This is a genomic window from Microcoleus sp. N3A4 (genome assembly GCF_036701805.1).
Classification (GTDB): Bacteria; Cyanobacteriota; Cyanobacteriia; order Cyanobacteriales; family Microcoleaceae; genus Microcoleus.
In genome coordinates, this window is sequence record NZ_JAUBRJ010000002.1 from 177,033 (window position 1) to 196,164 (window position 19,132).

Consider the following 19,132-nt stretch of genomic DNA (forward strand, 5'->3'; position numbering starts at 1 on the left):
CCACAAGAAAACTCATTCTTTGTGGAACGGGCATCTTGCCCGTTCTTGACAATGGTGCAACATCTGTGTTCTGACATACTTTATCTTTTCAACATCTGCAAAGCTTGATATCCCAAAAATAAAAAACCCAAAGCACCAACTAGCGCTATCCCGTCCGCCAACACCTCGACTGTAACAAATTCGCCCATTGCAATCTCCTCTGACAACTGATATCTATCCTCGGCTTTTCGGTCGCTGACTGGGTGAGGGGTCTTGCCCCTTGCTGCGGTCGAGCGGAAAGATGCTCACAAATTATAGCAAAGGAGGCGGTCAATCGATTTTAGATTTTAGATTTGAGATTTTAGATTGAAGCCTTGACCCCACGGATAAATTCGGGGGGCAAGTTTCATCGGATACAGGTTTTTTATTTTTCCACGGATGAATCCGGGGGCTTGTATCCTGGATTCTTTCAGTCAAAATAACTTTTCGGGCGATCGACTAGCTTTTTGTTTTAATATTTTTTAATATTTAGGGAGACAAATCGTGCACCGAAAATTTGAGGTCAGTTCGCTTTGATATTGTTAACCCTGCTAATTTTTTCTCTCATAGTAAGTAGAGCTTACACTAAGAATTTGCGCCGATCGGTCAAAAATGCGCCTCGAACCGACAGAATTTCAGCGAGGCTCTCACCTGGGCCAGCCGCGCAGTTCCCCAAAGTTTCGGTAATCGTACCAGCATACAACGAGGCAGAGAATATTCGGGATTGCGCGATCGCCATTTTGGAGAGTACACCTCTGTCTGCGGACAACCTAGAGGTTTTGATTGTAGACGATCGATCGACAGACGACACGCTAGCGATCGGGCAAACCCTGCAACAGCATCTCAACGACCCCCGGCTTAAAATATTAGCAGGTCAACCGCGACCTGCGAACCAATATTGGGCGGGCAAAAACTGGGCCTGCGCCCAAGCTGTTCAAATAGCAACCGGAGACTTCTTATTATTTATCGATGCCGACGTGCGGCTCAAACCGGGGGCGATCGAAACCGCTATCGCCACAGCAGAAACCGAAAAAATAGACTTGCTAACCTGTATGCCAGCGCTGGTTTGCGAGTGTTTTGCCGAGTGGTTGGTGCAACCGATAATGTTCAATCACCTAGCAGTTTGCTACGACTTCACCGCCGTCAACGATCCGACAACAGACAGTGCTTTTGCGGGCGGCCCGTTTATGCTATTTAGGCGATCGGCCTACGAAAAAATCGGCGGTCACGAAGCAGTTGCAAGCGTTATTGTGGAAGATGTGGAATTAGCTAGGCGCATCAAACGTGCGGGTTTAAAGCTCGGACTTTATGCCGGGTCAAATTTGGCATCCGTGCGGATGTATCGGTCTTGGAACGCATTGTGGGAAGGCTGGACAAAGAATCTGTATCTCGGCGCTAACCGCAGTTGGGGCTTGATGGTTTACATGGCCGCAATTATGTTATTTCTTTATCCTATGCCGTGGTTGGCATTAGCTATTTTGCTGGTTAACGGCGACTTCGCAGAAATTCTGACAATTACCAATTACCAATTACCAATTACCAATTACCACTTGCCAATTACCTGGTTAACTATCTGTTTATCCCTAATCGTAATTTTGCAGCATTACAATTTGCGACGTTTGGGTGCCGAGATTTCCGACTGTCCGACGAAATACTGGTGGTTGGGAGGTGTGGGAGGTGCGTTAGTGGCGGCAATTGCGATCGCCTCTGCGATTAAAACCGAAACAGGTTGGGGGTGGACTTGGCGCGGTAGAGCCTTGCAAAATCCGAATACTTAATAGAAATTGTAGCGATCGCATTTCGAGATATCCCAGAGCGATCGCTTTTTTGAATAATTGGCTAAAAACTTATATTTTGAGAAGTTATATATAGTAAGGTAGAATCAAAATACCTGAGTCATATCAATTCCGGTTGCATCGGAATTAATATAACCCGAAATCAGGACACCGCGAGTGCCTAAGTCCCTACAATTAATCTAGAGTAGGGAAACGGCACTGCCGTGTCCTCTATATCATTCCAACGCAGCCGGAATTAATATCACACGAGGCTTTAAGCTTATGTCTAAGTCAGGTTATATATAATTGTTGGTCAAATTAAAATTAATCGCGTGAATAAAAACTCAACTACAGGAAACCCCTATAGAAACACACCTCATTACGAGTATCCCCAAGGCATACCTGAGTTCTATGCGGATATCGTAGAGGAACTGCGGACTCAGGCTCAAGATGTTCGATCGACTCATATTAAAAAAGCCAGTTCTGGTAATGTTGCTGTTGCCAAACTAGAACTCGCAACGGGTAGAGTTTATAGAAAAGAAGCTACTAGCAAGAAAAAGCCTCTAAATATTCCAGGCCAAGATCATGGGCCAAAGTTGTTTTTTGAGCAAAGAATTGACAGAGCATCATTCAATAATAATTACAACGAAAAACACGCTGAGTATAAGCTCTTCAATGTACTTGCAGAAGACTTGGAAGGAGATAGTGTACCTTCGGATGCGACAGGAAGGCTTTACCTCTACACGGAGATGGAGATGTGTTCTGGCTGTAACACTACTTGCGATGAAGACTTTGCTAGGTTGTTCCCGAACTTTGAAGTGATTATCTTCTACAAGGAGCCATATCCGTAGAAATATAGGATAAAAAGCCAGTAGAGCCAAGCAAGGCTTTACTGGCTTCTCTGGGTAAGGTAGAATGGAAGTGATATGAAGCTTAAAACAAGCTTTATCTTAGTCTACGATTAAATGAAAAATATAAGGAGGGAAAGTCAATGATTAAGTTTGACATAGGCCACTACACCGATTTTAAATTGCCCAGCAACTCCCATATTCCCGATCAATTACAGCAAACACTTCGCACGGTTTGGGACAGAAAATATGACGATTTATATGAACTAGGTGGAAACAGCGATGTAGAAGAAGCTTTTGTAGAAGTAATGACGGCCTTTGGAATGCCTAATGATGCAATATCCCATCAGCGATATGTCTACATGGCTTATGGAATAGCATTAGCAGCTAAACCGACCATTAAACATTACTTTCCTGAAGAACACAAGGCTGATATCGTTGAAGGAATTATATCTTGTTGGCTAAAAGATGGCGGTGAAATCCCAGAAACTTGGGCCGATACCTTGTTTCCTAATATCAACCAAATTGGAAAATATCAAGCTAGTAACGAAGCTTATAATATTTTCTACGGCTTGCTGCAAACACTTAACACCAAAACAGCTTATAATGCCATCTTGGATATTTTGTACGATGCCATTACCGGAGATGCAATTTCTGGTTTTGCTGCTGCCCGACGAGATATGTTTAATTGGTGGTTGATCGAGGTGATTCCTGCTGCTTATTGCTTAAAGCTGCCATCTACTTTATATTCGGGAAAATGGGAATTTCCGCCCCTGAGTCAGTGTGCGTAATTGCGATGAGGCAATCAATAGTATTCTGTTTTTAACTTTCTGCATAAACAAAAGCTGGTACGCGCTTGTAAGCAGGCGTACCCGATCGCTTTTCAATCTCCGGGTGAAAAATCACATTAACTTCAGGATAAAACATCAAAGCAGCACCCGCACGCACCGCCCCGTAAATCACCTCGACATTTTCCATTTTTCCCACATTTCCCTGCACCGTCACGCGCTGATGTTCTTGCAAACCCGCGCTTTCTGCATCCGCACTGTTCATCAAAATGCAGTTGCGGTGCGGCATTCCCCGGTACTTGTCATCAATTTTGTAGACGACAGTATTGTGCTGAGAATAGCTGCGTCCCGTCATCAATGCCACAACTAAACCCCGCACTGATTCTGATACTCCAAACTCTTGAGGTTGCGGTAATTTCAGCTTAGGTAAAGGCGTGACAAACATCTTCGCTTTCCCAGACTCTGTAGGAAATTTAGGTTCTGTAAAAATACGACCTGCGATCGTAAATTCCTCTTTTGTTTTATCAATTGTCCCTAATTTTTCATAGCCCGGAATAGTTTGAGCAATTAGTTGGCGCACGTATTTTGTGTCTTGAAGTAGGCGCCAATGAACCGGAAACTCGCCGTGAATTCTGCTAGCTAATTCCGTCAAGAATTCTACCTCTGAAATCAGATCGGCATTTTTGAGATGAGTTTCGCCCTCATCATTTAAACGCACAAAATTATTCCCAGATTCCACGGTTGTTTTGTGGGGGTTTTCAAAGCGATTCAGTACGGGAATCACAATTGTATTGTGTTTTGCCAATCCGCTAAAATGTCCTAAATTCGGTTTGGTTGCGAGGTAGATAACGGTTTCAACATTGGCTAAAGCGCGTTTTGCCTGAGTTGAATCGGGATTTGCCCCATACAAGTTGCCGCCCAGACAGATCAGTGTATCGACTTTGCCTGCATCTGCTGCTTCAATGAGCGATCGAGTTTCGTAACCCTTAACAGGGCTGAGTGGACGATTCAATAACTTTTCTAAAGCTTGTTGAATTTCTTTTTTCAGCTTCACAGTGACGCCCATAGAGCCGAATCCTTGGACGTTTGAGTGTCCTCTCACCGGCATTAATCCCGCCCCTTCTTTGCCGACATTTCCCGTCATCAAGGCCGTGTTGGCGATGCTGAAAACGTTATCTACGCCGTTATCGTGTTGGGTAATTCCCATCGCCCAACCGAAGACAACCCGCTGTGAAGTGCCGATAATTTTGGCTGCTGCCTCAATTTCTGCGCGGGAAACTCCGCAGGTTTCAGTAATAGTTTCCCAAGACGTTTCGCGGGCGTGCTGGACTGCTGCTTCCCAGCCTTCTGTATAAGCTTGCAAGTATTTTTCGTCCAGCAATCCTTGTTCGATTACAGACTTTTGAATGCCGAGAAATAGTGCCGTATCGCTGCCGGGAATTGGTTGCAAGTATAAGGAGGAAATATCGGAACCGGGGATGAGCGACTTGACGGGAAATGCCGGAGAACCAAACTTGACTAACCCGATTTCCATCACCGGATTGATTACAATTATTTTACCGCCTTTGTCGCGAATTTTAATCAATTCGTTCATCAAGCGGGGATGGTTGTAGGAAGAATTGCTGCCCGCGAGCACGACGCAATCTGCTTGCTTCAAGTTTTCTAGACTCACTACCGAGGTGCGGGTGGCAAACATTTCGCTTAAGCCAGTTGTCGAGGGAGCGTGGCAGAGATCGGAACAATCTGCTAAGTTATTGGAACCCATCGCCCGCATCATCAATTGCAGCAGAAAAGCCGCTTCGTTGGAAGAGCGGCCGGAACTGTAAGATGCCACTCTTTCCGGGTTTTTGCGAAAGGCAGCTTCGGCAATTTCATAAACTTCTTGCCAAGAAATGCGATCGTAATGAGATGAACCAGCCCGCAAAATCATCGGAAAACTCAGCCTTCCCAGCCTGTCGGCTTCCATTGAAGTTAATTGCTGAAGTTGTGCAATACTCTTCTTTTCAAAGAATTGAGTTGAGATAGCCGGCTTGATTTCAGCGGAGATTGCTTCCACACTTTTCATGCACCGCTGAAGTTTTTCGCCCTCTTCATTTGTAAAACCTCCTTTCTGCCCGCCAGTGCCCCAAGAACAGGACAAACAAGCACTTTTGTGCAGCAAAGTTTTCCAAAGTTTCGGGCCTTCCGGGGACAATGTATGTTCGGCCCAATATTCTATTACGGGCAAACCGCCGCCTATTTCTGGCGTTTCTTCGTTTGTCTCGCTGAATGGCGGAAGGGGTTGCACATTTTGGGAGTTGGTGTCCATGCGGTTTACCTCGGGTTTTGATTGCTGGTTAATTCGGTGGGGAATTGCCAAAAAGGTTAAGCTTGTCAGGAGAATTTTAGCGGAATTTTACTGCCAACACAATTAGCCAGTAGATAGATTTGTTTAACCCATCGGTTGAGCAACTCGACAGGCAGACGCGATCGCCTCTTGACAAAAAAAATGTATCTATTATAATAATTCATATACTCAGATATAAACACTACAAAATGCTAGAACTACATAAAAGTTATGTAATCGACGAAAATCAGCAGCCGATTGCTGTTCAAATCCCCCTTGAACAATTTGAGAAAATCGAGGAGATTTTGGAAAACTATGGTCTGGCTAAACTTATAGAAGAAACTGAAGGTGATGAGAGATTATCAAAAGAACAAGCACTAAAGTATTATAACTCAATCAAACAAAATAATGTGGCAAGTTGAATATACAAATCGGTTCCTCAAAGAACTAGCTGCTTTACCTGCTGAAATTAGAAGTAGGATAGAACCTATAGTTTTTCAATTCTTAGAATCAGACAATCCCTTTGCATTAGGATATCTGGAAAAAATGAAAGGTTATCCAGATAAATATAAAATTCGTGTTGGTGACTACCGTATTGGACTCACAGTTGATGCACCGACAAAAACTTTAATTTGTCAGCGAGTAGCGCACCGCCGAGACATATACAGAATTTTTCCATAAAATTATGTTGATGAGAATTAGTAAAATATAATTATGTAGGGGGTGCAGCCCGCAACTTACCCCTGTCAATTTCACCGCTTCCCCTTATTTAATGCCTGTTTCCCAAACCCAAGACAAAGCAGTCGATCGCCCTCAGCAACATTCGGGTCATTCTGCAAATAATCTCCCAACCACTCGCAACTGCGAGCAATGATATTATTCAGTTCCAAATTCTCCACAGGCAACAGAATTACAGTCCTATCCCTACTAGCAAAAGCCAGAGTTTTGCTGTCCGAACTAAAAGTAACGCTCAACACCCGATCGCTCGATTCTAAAGTTTTAGATAGCAGCGCCTTCTTGCCGTCAAAATCCCACAGCTTAACAGTATTTCCCCCACTCGCCGCCGCAATTAACTTGCCGTCGGGACTAAAACTCACGCTTTCTACAGTATCGCTGTGGTCGAGTTTTTCAGTTAAATTCGCCACCTTTCCATCAAACCCCCACAAGTAAACTTTTTTGTCAGCGCAAGCAGCAGCAATAGTCTTGCCGTCGGGACTGAAACTCACATTTTTAACGCTGTCTTGGTGGTCGAGAGTTTTCAGGATCTTCGCCGACGAACCGTTAAATTGCCAGAGGTAAACTCTCTTTTCTCCGGTAATTTCAAAAGCCTTTTTCTTCCCGCTTGCCTTGTCCTCAGCAGCGGTAGCAGTAGCTATAGTTTTGCCGTCGGGACTGAAGCTAACGCTAATTACTGGATTGGTGTGATCGAGTTTTGCCAGCAAAGTTGCTTTAGCACCGTTCCAGCGCCAAAGGTACAATTTGCGATCGGCACTTGCGGCGGCAATTATCTTTCCATCTGGACTAAAACTCACGCTTCTCACAATGCCGCTGTGGCTGAGAGTATCTAACAGTTTGCCGTTTAAATTCCAGACTTTCACCGTTTTGTCATCGCTGGCAGAAGCAACAGTTTTATCATCAGGCGAAATGCTCACCCAGGTAACAGAATCCTTGTGACCTTCTAAGGTTTTGAATAAACTACCGTCAGCGTGCCAAAGTCTCACTGTTTTGTCCCCGCTAGCAGAAGCAATTGTTTTGCCGTCAGCACTAAAACTGACTTTGTAAACCCAGTCTCCGTGTCCCGATAAAATCTTATTCAACGGAGTGCTGTCCGGTTGCCAAAGTTTCACTGTTTTGTCCTTACTTGCGGAAGCAATAGTGCCGTCGCCGCTGAAACTGACGGCCCTCACGTCGTCTTGATGTCCTCGAAAAGTGTTGAGCAAAGTGCCGCTGCGACTCCAAACTTTTACCGTATCGTCTGCACTGCCGGTGACAATTTTTTCGCCATCGCGACTGAAACTCGCGCTGACAACTTCATCGTTGTGTCCTTTGAGAGTTCTGATTTCCTCACCATTTCGGTTCCAAACTTTGGCTGTGGTGTCGGCACTTGCTGAGACGAGTTCTCGACTGTTTGGACTGAACTTAACGCTGTAAACAATGCCAGAATGCTTGGTTAATGTTTTGGGATTAATTTTAAATTTCTGGGTTTTACTTTCTCGGTTCCAAAGTTTGACAGTTTTGTCAACACTTGCTGAGGCAATTGTTTGGCCGTCGGGACTGAAACTGACGCCGAGCACCCAGTCTTTGTGTCCGGTTAAGGTTTGCAGCAATTTTTTGTTCGCAAGGTTCCAGATTTTGACGGTGTTGTCGTGACTGGCGGAAGCTAGGGTTTTGCCGTCGGGACTGAAACTGACGCTGGTGACGATATCGCGGTGGCCGGATAAAATGCCGATCGGACTTTTGTCGTTATCTACTTGCCAAATTCTAATTGTACGATCGGCACAACCAGTAGCGATCGTTTTCCCATCGGGACTAAAACTAACACTCGTCACGCTATCCGGGTGATTGAAAGTTTTTAATAACTTACCTTCTTTGCTCCACAATTTAACAGTTTTGTCAGCACTTGCCGAAGCAACTGAATTGCCGTCGGGACTGACACTCACATCCAAAACAAACTTGCTGTGCATCTCGAAACGGTTGCGTTCTTGCACCCCAGAAACTGCTTGTCTGAGTCTTTCAGCAATTTGATTTTTAGTGTCCGCAGGCAGCGCTGTACTTTTCTGAGAATCACGACCAATTTTGATACTATTTCCCAACACTCCTAATTGATTTTTTTCATTAGAAAGCACCAAAGCTTCCGACCCCGAATTTAGGGCATCAGTCCGACTTTTTTCTGCTTCTTGCCGCGCGCTTTCTGCTAATTTTGCTTGCTCGAAAGCCATCCCCGAAACACCTCCGAGTACAAGCACTCCTAGAACCGCCGCCCGCAATTGCCATCTCCGAGTTTTGTAAAGTTGAGCTTCCGCTTGGTACTGTTTGTCTCTAGCTTCCGACAGCAAAGCATCTTGCTCTCTGTCTTTGCGAATTTGTTCAATTTCATCTCGGTTAATTTGGTTTTGCTTTCGCAGTTCCTCAAATTCTGCCTTTTTATCTAATTCTTGCTGCTGGCGGATGAAGCTAACTAGATAGTCGTGAACGAGCTGATAAAGCTCTGCAGGCAGTTCCGTCCACCGAAAAACTAAACCAGATTTTACTAACAGTTCTAAGACTAAATCTAATTTATCAGCTTCGGCAAATGTCGCTAAATTAGAGGCTAATTCGGCGCGTGTTTTGAGGGGACGGATCTCATCTTCATCTGTCAGAAAATACAAAAGTCGGCGCGCCGCTACTTCATTTTCCGGGCCGCAATCTTTGATGACTTCTTCGAGAAACCTTTCGACTAATTTTTGTTGCGGATTGTTGCCCAGTTCCTGATATTGAGTTAAAGTTCTAATGTTCTCTTGTTGCAGTTGAGCGCCGACAAGTTGTAGTTCGATCGGGCGGACTTCTCCCAATTCTCCAGCTAAATCTTTGACTAATTCTTCGATCAGCTCTGGTTCTAAGTAAAACTGCGATCGCTCAGTTAAAGTGCGAATTACCGATCGCGCATCGCCCAGCGAAAAATTTCCCAAATAAAACAGAATATCTTTGCTGAGAATGTCCTCCAAAATATCATTGTTGATAAATTCTGTCTGGTTTTTGGGTCGGGAAAATTCCAGTAAATAGTGCAGGTAATCTTCCCGCAAAGACAGAATGACTTTTAAATATTTGATTTTTAAACATTCCCTTAAAAAATCAAAAAATATCTGCCTTTCCGCTGGCTCTTTCCACACGAAAAAAAATTCTTCAAATTGATCGAATATCAGAACCGTCACTAAATGTTCTGAATTTCTTTGCAGATCCTGGATAATGTTTTCGTATTCGATCGCCTGTTTTTCTATGATTAATTCTACTGGCTGTGACTGCTCAATTTTATCGTCATTGTTCCCAGCCGAGTCGCCGTTAAATCCCGAAATAAGATTTCCCTTGACTGCGCCTGCTTCTACTGGAAAATCTACTGTTACTGCTTCGGAAATTTCCGGCTCGAATATTTCCGCTTTACCAGCAGATAACTGTCTGGTCAATTCCCGCGGCCAGTTGTTGTAAACTTGCAGCACTATCGGCAAAACAGTCCGCATTTCTATTTTTTTTTCTTTGAGAGCCGGTACTAATCCCCCGGTGACAATTGAACTTTTACCGACTCCAGACTGACCGTAAATTACTGTCAGTTTGTTTGGGGTATTGTTCATCCTATATATCAAGCGGTTGAGGTCTTGTTCTCTGCCGGAAGCAGTAATTTCGTCAGCAATAGTAGCAGCGCCGGCAAGAGTTTCGGCGGGATTAATTGCTTCTCTGTGCGGCTGCAACTTTCCGGCTCCAATAAAAGCTCGGAACCGATACGTATGTTCCACCGCTCGATAATCTTGCTTAATTTGAAATGCTTCGAGATATTCTCCCCGCTGAAAATAGACCGATCGCAGCATTTCTAAAACCCGCAAATACAGTTGTGGGTTGTAGCAAGGTTCGGTTTCCGATCGAGCAAGCTCTAAATGCGCGATCGCCTCCTGCATCTCACCCAACTGGCTCTGGGCCTCTGCTAAAATTAACAGATACAAGCCTTGATGCTGCGACTTTACAGGCGTTCCCTGTCCCGTCGCTTCTAAATTTGAGTTGAGAACGTCTAGAGCGACTAAAGCCCATTCTTTCGCCCCTTGCCAGTTCTTTTGCTCTAAGGCTACTCTAGCCAAAAAGCCGTAATCTTGAGCCAAATTAACTGCTGAATTTTCCATCTTTTGATGTAACCTCCGAGCTTTGATAGCTAAATTCCAGAGTGCATCCCAATCTTCTAAATGCTGCAATACTTCGCCGAGTTGATTGATGAATATACCAACGGCATCCGACCGTCCCGCGCGTTCTAAAACATCAATACATTGCTGAAAATAATTCTTAGCTTCCGTCCAGTAAGGACGGTTGCCTCTGCGGTGTCGTTCTGCTTGGAAGCGGTAGCAAAGGCCGATGTGGAATAGCATAATTCCCTCTAATACCGGTGCAGGGTGAACGGTAAACAACAAATCGCTAAATTCAGTTTTAGGGCCAATAAATGCTACTTGATACTTCCAAAAATTGAGGCTTTTTTGATATAAATCAACGGCAGCCAGGATGCGTTGACAAGCATATTCTTGCCGACCGCGAAGAAATTGCAAACTCGCTTCAATAGCTGGTTCTAACCTGATGTTGCAAGTTTGCAAGTCTCGGCTAGCTGACTCTAATTCACTCAAAGAATTGGCTCCGAGAATGGCCGAATTACTTAAACGCCAATTGCCACTTTCTAAAATGTTGGAAAAAATGCGATCGGCACTTTTGCTCAGGAAATTCACCAAGTCGTCTGGGCCGAGCACAAATTCAACAGTTGTCGTCCAAGTCTCGATATCTGTTACTAACCGAATCAGTTTTTTTAAGATTTTGTCTGTCACCCACAGCACCACCGGGAAGGGAAAATTATTCCGAAATTCTTCCCTCACGTAGTTGGTAGAACTCAGCACTCGATCGATCGCGCTTACCGATTCCAATCCAAACACCATTAAAGCTGACGGCTGGCTGCCGGAAAGTTCGGTTTCTATCGTCGTGTAAAGAGTTTTAACAGATGCCGGGAGGACAATTTCTCGAATCTCAATACCAGACTCCTCTCGCAATTGCCGTACAGTTTCTTCTCTCATCCCGCTGTAATTGCACCGTACCAAAATCAGCGAAAATTGCCCCTGAGACATTCTCAGAGTTCGGGAGAGAGTTTGCAGCGAACTTTTGTTTTGCTGTGCTGCGGTATCTTGCTGGCAGTGCGAATTAATCATAATTAATAGTTGAAAAAGTTTCTCAGAATAGGTGCGGTCAAATGCTGAGGAAAGAAGGGAGCCGAAGGGCGATCGGGTAAAAAGAAGGAATAAGGAATCGACCGCATGGGGAAAGTGCAATTAAGAACATCCTCACCCTTTTTGCGGTTGCTATAGCCTTTCTCAGGTAGATGAGGTATGACTATTAATTGGTAATGGGAGTTGATGGCGGTGCTTACCTCACTTAACTACATAAGCACAATTAAGAGGGCTAAAGCTAGGGCTACGTACCTCACTTACTTGAGAACCGCTATATAAGCTGATTTGTACCCGTTTTTGCGATTACCAATCACAGCGAACAATCACATAGTTAAGTTTCTTTCAGCCCGTTTTTGCGATTACCAATCACAGCAAACAATCACATAGTTAAGTTTCTTTCAGCCTGCATACTTATTGTTGTAGCGGATCGAATTAAAGCATACCCTAAAAAATACATACTCTGTTATTCGCATATTCTCAGCAAAATCAACCGGATTTTATTGAAATCTTTACGCTAGCTCAAATTGTACCCAGCCAAAGAGTCTTTGTTTGAATGGCTCCGGGCGATCGCCCAAATCGCACAAATCCGATTCAGTTATTCGCAGATCGCTGAAATCCGGCATTCCTTGCTTGACTGGCCCCTCACATCACTGAGATAAACTACCGGCGGTGGCTCATCAATTACAGCTTGAAGATTGTTTGTCATAAATTTACTAATCTCCATATCTAAAGTAGCTGCAAAATCAGGTTCATCCCAATCCTCGCTTTCTTCAATGCTGATTGTTGTTGGTGCGGCAATATCAAAATCCAGATCGTCGCCAAAATCCGAAACTTTCTTAATTGGATCTATTTTCTGACCGGTATCCGCGGCCAAAGCTTGAGTTGTATTAGCCATTAGTACGATCGGCAGTGCTACTATGGCACTTATCGTTTGTCGCGCCGTGATTTTCCTCATGCTATCCTCCTGGTATAAACTAAACTTTGGTGCTGCTATAAATTCAACATCCGCTGCTACTTTCCTGCGCTGTCAGTCAATTTTAGATTTTAGATTTTAGATTTTAGATTTACTCCACAGATGAATCTGAGAGCTTGAATTTTGGTCTAAAATTGTGGGCGGCTTCGGACTTAAGTCAGGGGCTTGTATCAGTTTCTGAGCAGGCTCATTAATTAAGAGTGACTTTTTTGCCCACAGGATATAACCCGATCTGTGATACTTCGCGGCAAGTTTGCTTGACGGAGGGTATCGCGGCAACTATTCCTCTTTCTTTTTACTACGTGAAAACTCTTAAACAGTCAGGTTTTCCCGTTAAGTAATTTCCGAGCCTTTGCGAGTGTCCGTGTCAGACTCAAAGCGGTGAGGAGTACGCGCGGCGTCGCTATCCCGTAGGGAATCGCGCATTAGTTTTCCCACTCCAGCGCTGTCAGCTTGCTGATGTGTCTATACCACAGCCACCAAATATCTGTCAATATTTATATCTTAACATTTCTAAGTTTTTGCAGAATTCTCGTTACCAGGCTCTTCCTAGTAACGCAGATCGGCAAGGAAGAGCCTCCAGCAAAGTCGAGAGGGCTGCTACTTAGTCAAGCCGTGTTCGAGAGCGAAGCGAACCAACTCAGTACGGCTGTTAGTACCCGTCTTGCTAAACAAACGGCTGACGTACTTTTCCACATTCCGCACGCTTGTTTCCAAGCGGCGGGCAATTTCCTTATTCATCAAACCTTGAGCAACCAAATCCAAAACACTTTGTTCTCGCGGAGTCAAATCAATTTTAATCGGCGAAGGACTTTGGGCGATCGAACTCCGCCCGCTCAACAAAGACTCAATTCTCGCCATTTGGCTTGTCAAAGCAGCAATATCGGGACTTTCAGCATTTTCGCTCGTCTCCTTAGCAGCCGCGCGGCGGGCCAGCAAATTCGTGACAATTGCTACTAACTCGTCAGGATCGAAGGGCTTAGAAAGATAAGCATCGCAGCCAGCTTGATAGCCTTGAATGCGATCGCCCGTCATCCCCTTAGCAGTCAAAAACACCACAGGCAAAGCCTTATAGCGAGGATCTTCCCGCACTTGCTTGAGAAACTGATAACCGTCCACCTGCGGCATCATAATGTCTGAAATCACCAAATCGGGATTGTGCTGCTGCAAGAGTTCCCACCCATCCCGAGCATTACTGGCAACCTCAACCGCAAAATCGCTATCTTCCAAATAAGCTTGTACCGCTTCCCGCAAGCCCGGTTCATCATCTACCAATAACAATCGTGCTGACATATCTGTTACCTTTTTAATATATAATATCAAGTCCGAGTAAATATTGTAGGTTGGGTTGAGGAACGAACCCTACGCTTCGCTCCGCCCAAATCTTCATTTTAAATAAGGTGTTGGGTTTCGCCATCGCTCAACCCAACCTACAGAATAAAAACTTTAGCTCAAAACTCAAAACTATTGTCTTTTTTTCCCCTTAAACTTTTGAACGATCGGTCAAAATTTCATAGCCAGTTTCCGTCACCAACACAGTATGCTCAAACTGAGCCGACATAGCATTGTCAACTGTTACAGCAGTCCACTTGTCAGCCAGCGTGCGAGTGTACTTAGAACCCGCATTCAGAATCGGTTCGATCGCCAATGTCATACCCGATCGCAATTTCACGTTCGGCATTTCCCGGGTGCGGAAATTGAAAACCGACGGTTCCTCGTGCAAATTTCGCCCGACACCGTGGCCTGTAAACTCCTCAACGATGCTAAAACCGTTGCTTTTGACATGATCTTCGATCGCACCAGCCAGATCGAGCAAATACGCTCCCGCCTTCACTTGTTCGATACCTTTATAGAGAGCTTCTTCTGCAACTCTAATTAATTTTGCCGATTCCGGTGTCACCTCCACAACTGCGATCGTGATGCAAGAATCGCCGTGAAAACCTTGGTAATATGCCCCCGTATCTACTTTAAGAACATCTCCGGCCCGAATTACTTTTTTGGGACTGGGGATGCCGTGAACAGCTTCGTTATTAATGCTAGAGCAAATCGATCCCGTGAAACCGTGATAACCTTTAAAACTGGGAGTTGCACCCATTTCGCGGATGCGTCTTTCGGCATAAGCATCCAAATCAGCAGTAGTCATTCCCGGTTTCACCATTTGGGAAATTTCTTTGAGTACCGTTGCAACGATTTTCGCTGCTTGCCGCATAATTTCGATTTCGCGTTCCGACTTAATTTCAATGCCTCGACGCTGTTTTTTGACTTGGGGTGCTTGAGCTGGGCCAGAAAGCAGACTGCTAAAAATATTCATGTATTGATTGGCGGGTAATTTTGTACTTTGACGGTAGGTTGAAGCAATAAACGGCAAATATCCAGCTTTTTGTGGAAAAACGGGTGTCTTGTTCCGAACTGTCGATCGCTCGTGCCTTAAGCTAGCTTAATATTTTTCTCAGTAATCGGCACGGGATTGGCGGGTCATTCGATTTTAGATTTTAGATTTGAGATTTTAGATTGACTTGCGCGAGATAAATTCGGGGGCTTGAGGATTTTAGATTTGAGATTTTGGATTGATTCCACGGATCGATCGCGTGGCGGGTACCACCTTTGAAATTCGCTTGTCAAAAAAGCGGTTTCAACCGCCGAGTCCCTTGGAAATCAAGCCCAGAGCACCATTGTCAATCAGCCTTCACGGGGCGGATCTCCTGCCCAACCCCTACTCCCCACAAGAAAATTTAGTCTTCGCTTCACAGGCATCTTGCCTGTTCTTGAGCATCGTGCAAGATGTGAGTTGGAGCGGGATTTCTGATGATTCCTGCGAGGTTAGCAACTCCTGCAATTAACTGAGTTATCTCAACAGGTTTAGATAAGTGCATCTGGAAACCAGCTTCCAGCGCTTGCTGGCGCTCTTCCTCTCTCGCGTAGGCCGTCAGGGCGATCGCAGGCATCTTTCCACCCCGCAGCACTTCCATTTCTCTCACCCGCGCGATCAATTCATAGCCGTCTGCTTGCGGCATTCCAATGTCGCTCAGCAGCACATCCGGCCAATAACTCTCCAGTGCAGCTAGAGCCCCGGCCACCGATGTCGCCCATCGCACCATAGCTCCTTCCTGTTCCAGTAAAGTAACTAAAAACTCCCGCGTGTCATCATCATCATCCACCACCAGCAATTGCAAATTAGCAAGAGTTGGGAGGGCCTCTGGCGCGTCATTGAGTTGGGACCAATCATCCCCTGCACCTTGTCCGTTTCCCTCAGCAACTGGCAGAGAAACCGTAAATTTTGCACCCTCGCCCGGATTATTCTCTGCGTCAACTTTACCACCGTGCTGTTCCACCAAATGACGGACGATCGCCAATCCCAGTCCCAAACCCCCGTAAGACCTAGTTGTGCTGCTATCAGCTTGGCGGAAGCGATCGAAAACATAAGGCAGAAAATCAGGAGCAATACCAATTCCGCTATCAATTATCTGAATTTGAATCTCATCGCCAACTGACTCCAACCGCACCTCTACTTTACCCTCTTCAGGAGTAAACTTAATCGCATTTGAAAGCAAATTCCCGACAATTTGCTGCAAGCGATCGCTATCGCCTAGAACTTTAGCGATATTTTGGCTGCCTTCCCATTCTATTACAATTGATTTTGTCTCAGCTAGCGGTCGCAGAGAATCAATTGCCATCTCAATCACATATTCCAACTGAATCGGATGCATATTTAAATTTAGTTTGCCGCGCAGAATCCGCGAAACCTCTAAAATATCTTCAATGAGTTGCGCTTGAGATTTAGCATTGCGCTCAATTGTTTCTAGGGCTTTATCAATAGTTTCTCTGTCAAATGTTTTGGCACGAAGCAGTCTAGACCAGCCGAGAATTGCATTTAAAGGAGTACGGAGTTCATGGGAGAGAATGGCGAGAAATTCATCCTTCATCTGGTTAGCTCTCTCAGCTTCCTGCCGCGCCACCTGCTCGTGGATTAGCCTACCCCGCTCTTCCTCTGCTTGCTTGCGGTCTGTGACATCTCTAACCGTGCCAACGTGACCGATCAGTTTTCCCAAATCCGAAAACATTGGCGACGACTGCACGTTAACCCAACGCACGCTTTCGTTATAAGCTAATCGAAACTCGTTTGAATATTCCTGACCTTCTTTAATCCAAGCTAACAAATCTGCTACTACGCGATCGCGATCTTCTGGATGAACCGACCGCTGCCAAACTGACGCCAAACTTTCCTCCAAAATCAACCCGGAAATCGCTTGACAGCGGGGATTCATGTAAGTACAGCGGCCTTCCACGTCAGCTAAGTAAATTCCCAGCGGCGAACAAGCACATAAAGTGCGAAACCGCTCTTCACTTTTACTTAGTTCATTATTAACAGCAGCTAACTCTGTTGCTTGCCGCTTCACCTCGACTGTTTTTTGGAACAATTCCACAAATACCTGCACCTTCGATGTCAATATTTCCGGTTCCAATGGTTTGAAGAGGTAATCCACCGCACCCAGAGAATAACCTTTAAAAACATGGGTGTCATTACTGCTGAATGCTGTGATAAAAATAATCGGAGTCGATCGCGATCGATCTCTAGAGCGAATCAATGTTGCCGTCTCAAATCCATCCATTCCCGGCATCTGCACATCAAGCAAAATCACCGCAAAATCTTCATTAAGCAGACATCTCAGAGCCTCCGCGCCCGAATTTGCTTGTACTAGATTATAAGAGGGGCTGTTGAGGATAGCTTCTAGAGCGACCAAATTTTCTGGGCGATCGTCAACTAGAAGGACATTTACTCGATCGGGGCGCTGCAGATTCATAAATTTTTTAATCTTTAATTCTTAGCAAGTTGATTAAACACGGAGCGATTTGAGCTAGGGGTAAAATCCAGTCTACTTCAACATTTGCGATCGCGGAGGCGGGCATTGTCCGGCATAGAGCAGAAGCCGGTTCCTCGACAAATGTCAATCCTCCCTCAGCTTTAATTTTTGCCAGCCCTTCACTGCCATCAGAACTAGCTCCCGTTAAAATTATGCCAATAACTTTCTCCCCAAAAGCATCAGCAGCAGACTCAAACAGCACATCGATAGAGGGCCGCGCGTGGCAGACAGGAGCCTCAGTTGATAGTGCAAATGTAGGAGTTCCGCGATTGAGGATTGGGGATTTTGAATTGTGGATTGGTTGCACTGCCGCGCTCCCCCATCCTATCAAGTCCTTTTCATACGTGCTCGGCTCCCACTCTCCGGGCGATTCTACGAGCAAGTGATAGTCAGCAGGAGCCAAATAAACCCGTCCCGGTGCGATCGGCTCTTTGTCTTCTGCCTCTGTGATTTGGAGAGAGCTTTGCTGTTGTAAAAACTCAGTAAGCCTATTCTGAGAACTCTTATGGCGGTGTTGGACAATAACTACAGGCAAAGGAAAGCTTTGTGGCAAATCTGCCAGCAGGACTGTCAGAGCCTGTAGCCCTCCCAAAGACGTGCCAACAACCACTATTTCAAAATTTCTTTTATTTAATTCTTCGGTAGAGTTTATCACTCCTTTCAATTGCTTCATAGTGTTTTTCATAAGGTGTAAAACTCAGAGACTCCTGATGTCCTAATCCTAAAACTCCAAACATTCCCAGGCTCTCATAAAAAAGCTTGTGTACCCGCTCTTGGAGCTGTGAATTGAAATAAATCAGCACATTGCGGCACAAAATCACATTAAATTCATTAAAAGAAGTATCCGTTGCTAGGTTGTGGTGAGCAAAGACAATGTTATCTTTAAGTGAGGAGCCAAACATAGCATTCTCATAGGCAGCAGTGTAATACTCAGAAAATGCTTTTTTGCCCCCTGCTTGGTGGTAGAGTTGCGTATATTCTTGCATTTGTTTCAGCGGGAAAATACCACTTCTTGCAGTTTTCAAAACTAATTCATTCATGTCAGTAGCGTAAATCCTACAGCGGTTATAAAGCCCTTCTTCTTGCAGCAATATAGCCATAGAATAGACTTCTTCTCCAGTTGAACATCCAGCGTGCCAAATGCGAATAAAAGGATAAGTACGCAGTACAGGCACCACTTTATTTCTGAAACTAATGTAAAAGCTGGGATCGCGAAACATCGTCGTTACATTAACAGAAATGTCCAGCAGGAAACGGTCTAGGCAGGCAGGATTGTGGAGTAACTTTTCCTGAAGTCCAGAGACAGTGGTGAGCCGTTCCGAGCGAATAGTGTTCCAAATACGACGCTTGAGAGAGGCAAGAGCATAATTGCGAAAATCAAATCCGTAATAGCGAAATAGCCCCTCTAGTAGGAGTTGAATTTCGATTGTTTCAAGTTCATGGCTTTCGGGCATTTTAAATTAGTAAGTGGGAATTGGGAATTGGGAATTGGGAATTGGTAAGGGGTAATTTGTAATATCAAGTCCGAGCAATCGCTTATATTTATTTGCGAGTGCGAGCGTCCCGCTCGCGAGCGAGACGCTCGCACTCAAATGACTAA

General features: G+C 44.9%; 13 protein-coding genes. 5 read left to right on the top strand and 8 right to left on the bottom strand.

Annotated elements, in window-relative coordinates; genetic code table 11:
• Positions 1-551: 551 nt before the first annotated feature.
• From QUA56_RS01910 to QUA56_RS01920, 3 genes are all read left to right on the top strand, one after another.
• Positions 552-1,796, top strand: coding sequence for a glycosyltransferase family 2 protein (locus QUA56_RS01910; protein WP_333352426.1), 1,245 nt, complete (start codon positions 552-554; stop codon positions 1,794-1,796).
• Between the two features lie 329 nt (positions 1,797-2,125).
• Entirely contained in the window at positions 2,126-2,644 is a 519-nt protein-coding gene (locus QUA56_RS01915) for a deaminase domain-containing protein (RefSeq protein ID WP_333352429.1), read from the top strand.
• 140 nt (positions 2,645-2,784) lie between these two features.
• Positions 2,785-3,432, top strand: coding sequence for a hypothetical protein (locus QUA56_RS01920; RefSeq protein WP_333352432.1), 648 nt, complete (start codon positions 2,785-2,787; stop codon positions 3,430-3,432).
• Between the two features lie 31 nt (positions 3,433-3,463).
• Here QUA56_RS01920 and QUA56_RS01925 read toward each other — a convergent pair whose 3' ends face one another.
• Positions 3,464-5,737, bottom strand: a complete 2,274-nt coding sequence (locus tag QUA56_RS01925; RefSeq protein ID WP_333352434.1) for an FdhF/YdeP family oxidoreductase — start codon at positions 5,735-5,737, stop codon at positions 3,464-3,466.
• A 227-nt stretch (positions 5,738-5,964) separates the two neighbouring features.
• On the opposite strand from QUA56_RS01925, the gene QUA56_RS01930 reads away from it, so the two are divergent.
• Positions 5,965-6,177: a hypothetical protein gene (locus QUA56_RS01930; RefSeq protein ID WP_333052595.1), complete on the top strand. Its 213-nt coding sequence runs from the start codon at positions 5,965-5,967 to the stop codon at positions 6,175-6,177.
• A complete protein-coding gene (locus QUA56_RS01935) occupies positions 6,164-6,436 on the top strand; it encodes a type II toxin-antitoxin system RelE family toxin (protein ID WP_332980082.1) in 273 nt (90 codons plus the stop codon). Before QUA56_RS01930 ends, QUA56_RS01935 begins: the two co-directional genes overlap by 14 nt.
• Positions 6,437-6,507: 71 nt before the next feature.
• Here QUA56_RS01935 and QUA56_RS01940 read toward each other — a convergent pair whose 3' ends face one another.
• From QUA56_RS01940 to QUA56_RS01970, 7 genes are all read right to left on the bottom strand, one after another.
• Positions 6,508-11,679: an nSTAND1 domain-containing NTPase gene (locus QUA56_RS01940; RefSeq protein ID WP_333352438.1), complete on the bottom strand. Its 5,172-nt coding sequence runs from the start codon at positions 11,677-11,679 to the stop codon at positions 6,508-6,510.
• Between the two features lie 613 nt (positions 11,680-12,292).
• Positions 12,293-12,652 carry a hypothetical protein gene (locus tag QUA56_RS01945; RefSeq protein ID WP_333352442.1) on the bottom strand — a complete coding sequence of 120 codons (360 nt, stop codon included), beginning with the start codon at positions 12,650-12,652 and terminating at the stop codon, positions 12,293-12,295.
• A 618-nt stretch (positions 12,653-13,270) separates the two neighbouring features.
• Entirely contained in the window at positions 13,271-13,963 is a 693-nt protein-coding gene (locus QUA56_RS01950) for a response regulator transcription factor (RefSeq protein ID WP_333352444.1), read from the bottom strand.
• Between the two features lie 190 nt (positions 13,964-14,153).
• Positions 14,154-14,981 (bottom strand): type I methionyl aminopeptidase, encoded by an 828-nt coding sequence (map, locus tag QUA56_RS01955; RefSeq protein WP_333352447.1) that lies wholly within the window; start codon positions 14,979-14,981, stop codon positions 14,154-14,156.
• Positions 14,982-15,414: 433 nt separating this feature from the next.
• Positions 15,415-17,472, bottom strand: coding sequence for a response regulator (locus QUA56_RS01960; RefSeq protein WP_333352452.1), 2,058 nt, complete (start codon positions 17,470-17,472; stop codon positions 15,415-15,417).
• 7 nt (positions 17,473-17,479) lie between these two features.
• A complete protein-coding gene (locus QUA56_RS01965) occupies positions 17,480-18,205 on the bottom strand; it encodes a chemotaxis protein CheB (protein WP_333352455.1) in 726 nt (241 codons plus the stop codon).
• Positions 18,159-18,986 carry a protein-glutamate O-methyltransferase CheR gene (locus tag QUA56_RS01970; RefSeq protein WP_333352457.1) on the bottom strand — a complete coding sequence of 276 codons (828 nt, stop codon included), beginning with the start codon at positions 18,984-18,986 and terminating at the stop codon, positions 18,159-18,161. The genes QUA56_RS01965 and QUA56_RS01970 overlap by 47 nt, the downstream gene beginning before the upstream one ends.
• Between the last annotated feature and the right edge of the window lie 146 nt (positions 18,987-19,132).

What these genes read in the sequence shown, in the direction of transcription:
- map (WP_333352447.1), bottom strand. Translation starts at nt 14,981, where the DNA reads ATGAATATTTTTAGCAGTCTGCTTTCTGGCCCAGCTCAAGCACCCCAA.
- QUA56_RS01930 (WP_333052595.1), top strand. Translation starts at nt 5,965, where the DNA reads ATGCTAGAACTACATAAAAGTTATGTAATCGACGAAAATCAGCAGCCG.
- QUA56_RS01920 (WP_333352432.1), top strand. Translation starts at nt 2,785, where the DNA reads ATGATTAAGTTTGACATAGGCCACTACACCGATTTTAAATTGCCCAGC.
- QUA56_RS01965 (WP_333352455.1), bottom strand. Translation starts at nt 18,205, where the DNA reads ATGAAGCAATTGAAAGGAGTGATAAACTCTACCGAAGAATTAAATAAA.
- QUA56_RS01945 (WP_333352442.1), bottom strand. Translation starts at nt 12,652, where the DNA reads ATGAGGAAAATCACGGCGCGACAAACGATAAGTGCCATAGTAGCACTG.
- QUA56_RS01935 (WP_332980082.1), top strand. Translation starts at nt 6,164, where the DNA reads ATGTGGCAAGTTGAATATACAAATCGGTTCCTCAAAGAACTAGCTGCT.
- QUA56_RS01950 (WP_333352444.1), bottom strand. Translation starts at nt 13,963, where the DNA reads ATGTCAGCACGATTGTTATTGGTAGATGATGAACCGGGCTTGCGGGAA.
- QUA56_RS01970 (WP_333352457.1), bottom strand. Translation starts at nt 18,986, where the DNA reads ATGCCCGAAAGCCATGAACTTGAAACAATCGAAATTCAACTCCTACTA.
- QUA56_RS01940 (WP_333352438.1), bottom strand. Translation starts at nt 11,679, where the DNA reads ATGATTAATTCGCACTGCCAGCAAGATACCGCAGCACAGCAAAACAAA.
- QUA56_RS01960 (WP_333352452.1), bottom strand. Translation starts at nt 17,472, where the DNA reads ATGAATCTGCAGCGCCCCGATCGAGTAAATGTCCTTCTAGTTGACGAT.
- QUA56_RS01925 (WP_333352434.1), bottom strand. Translation starts at nt 5,737, where the DNA reads ATGGACACCAACTCCCAAAATGTGCAACCCCTTCCGCCATTCAGCGAG.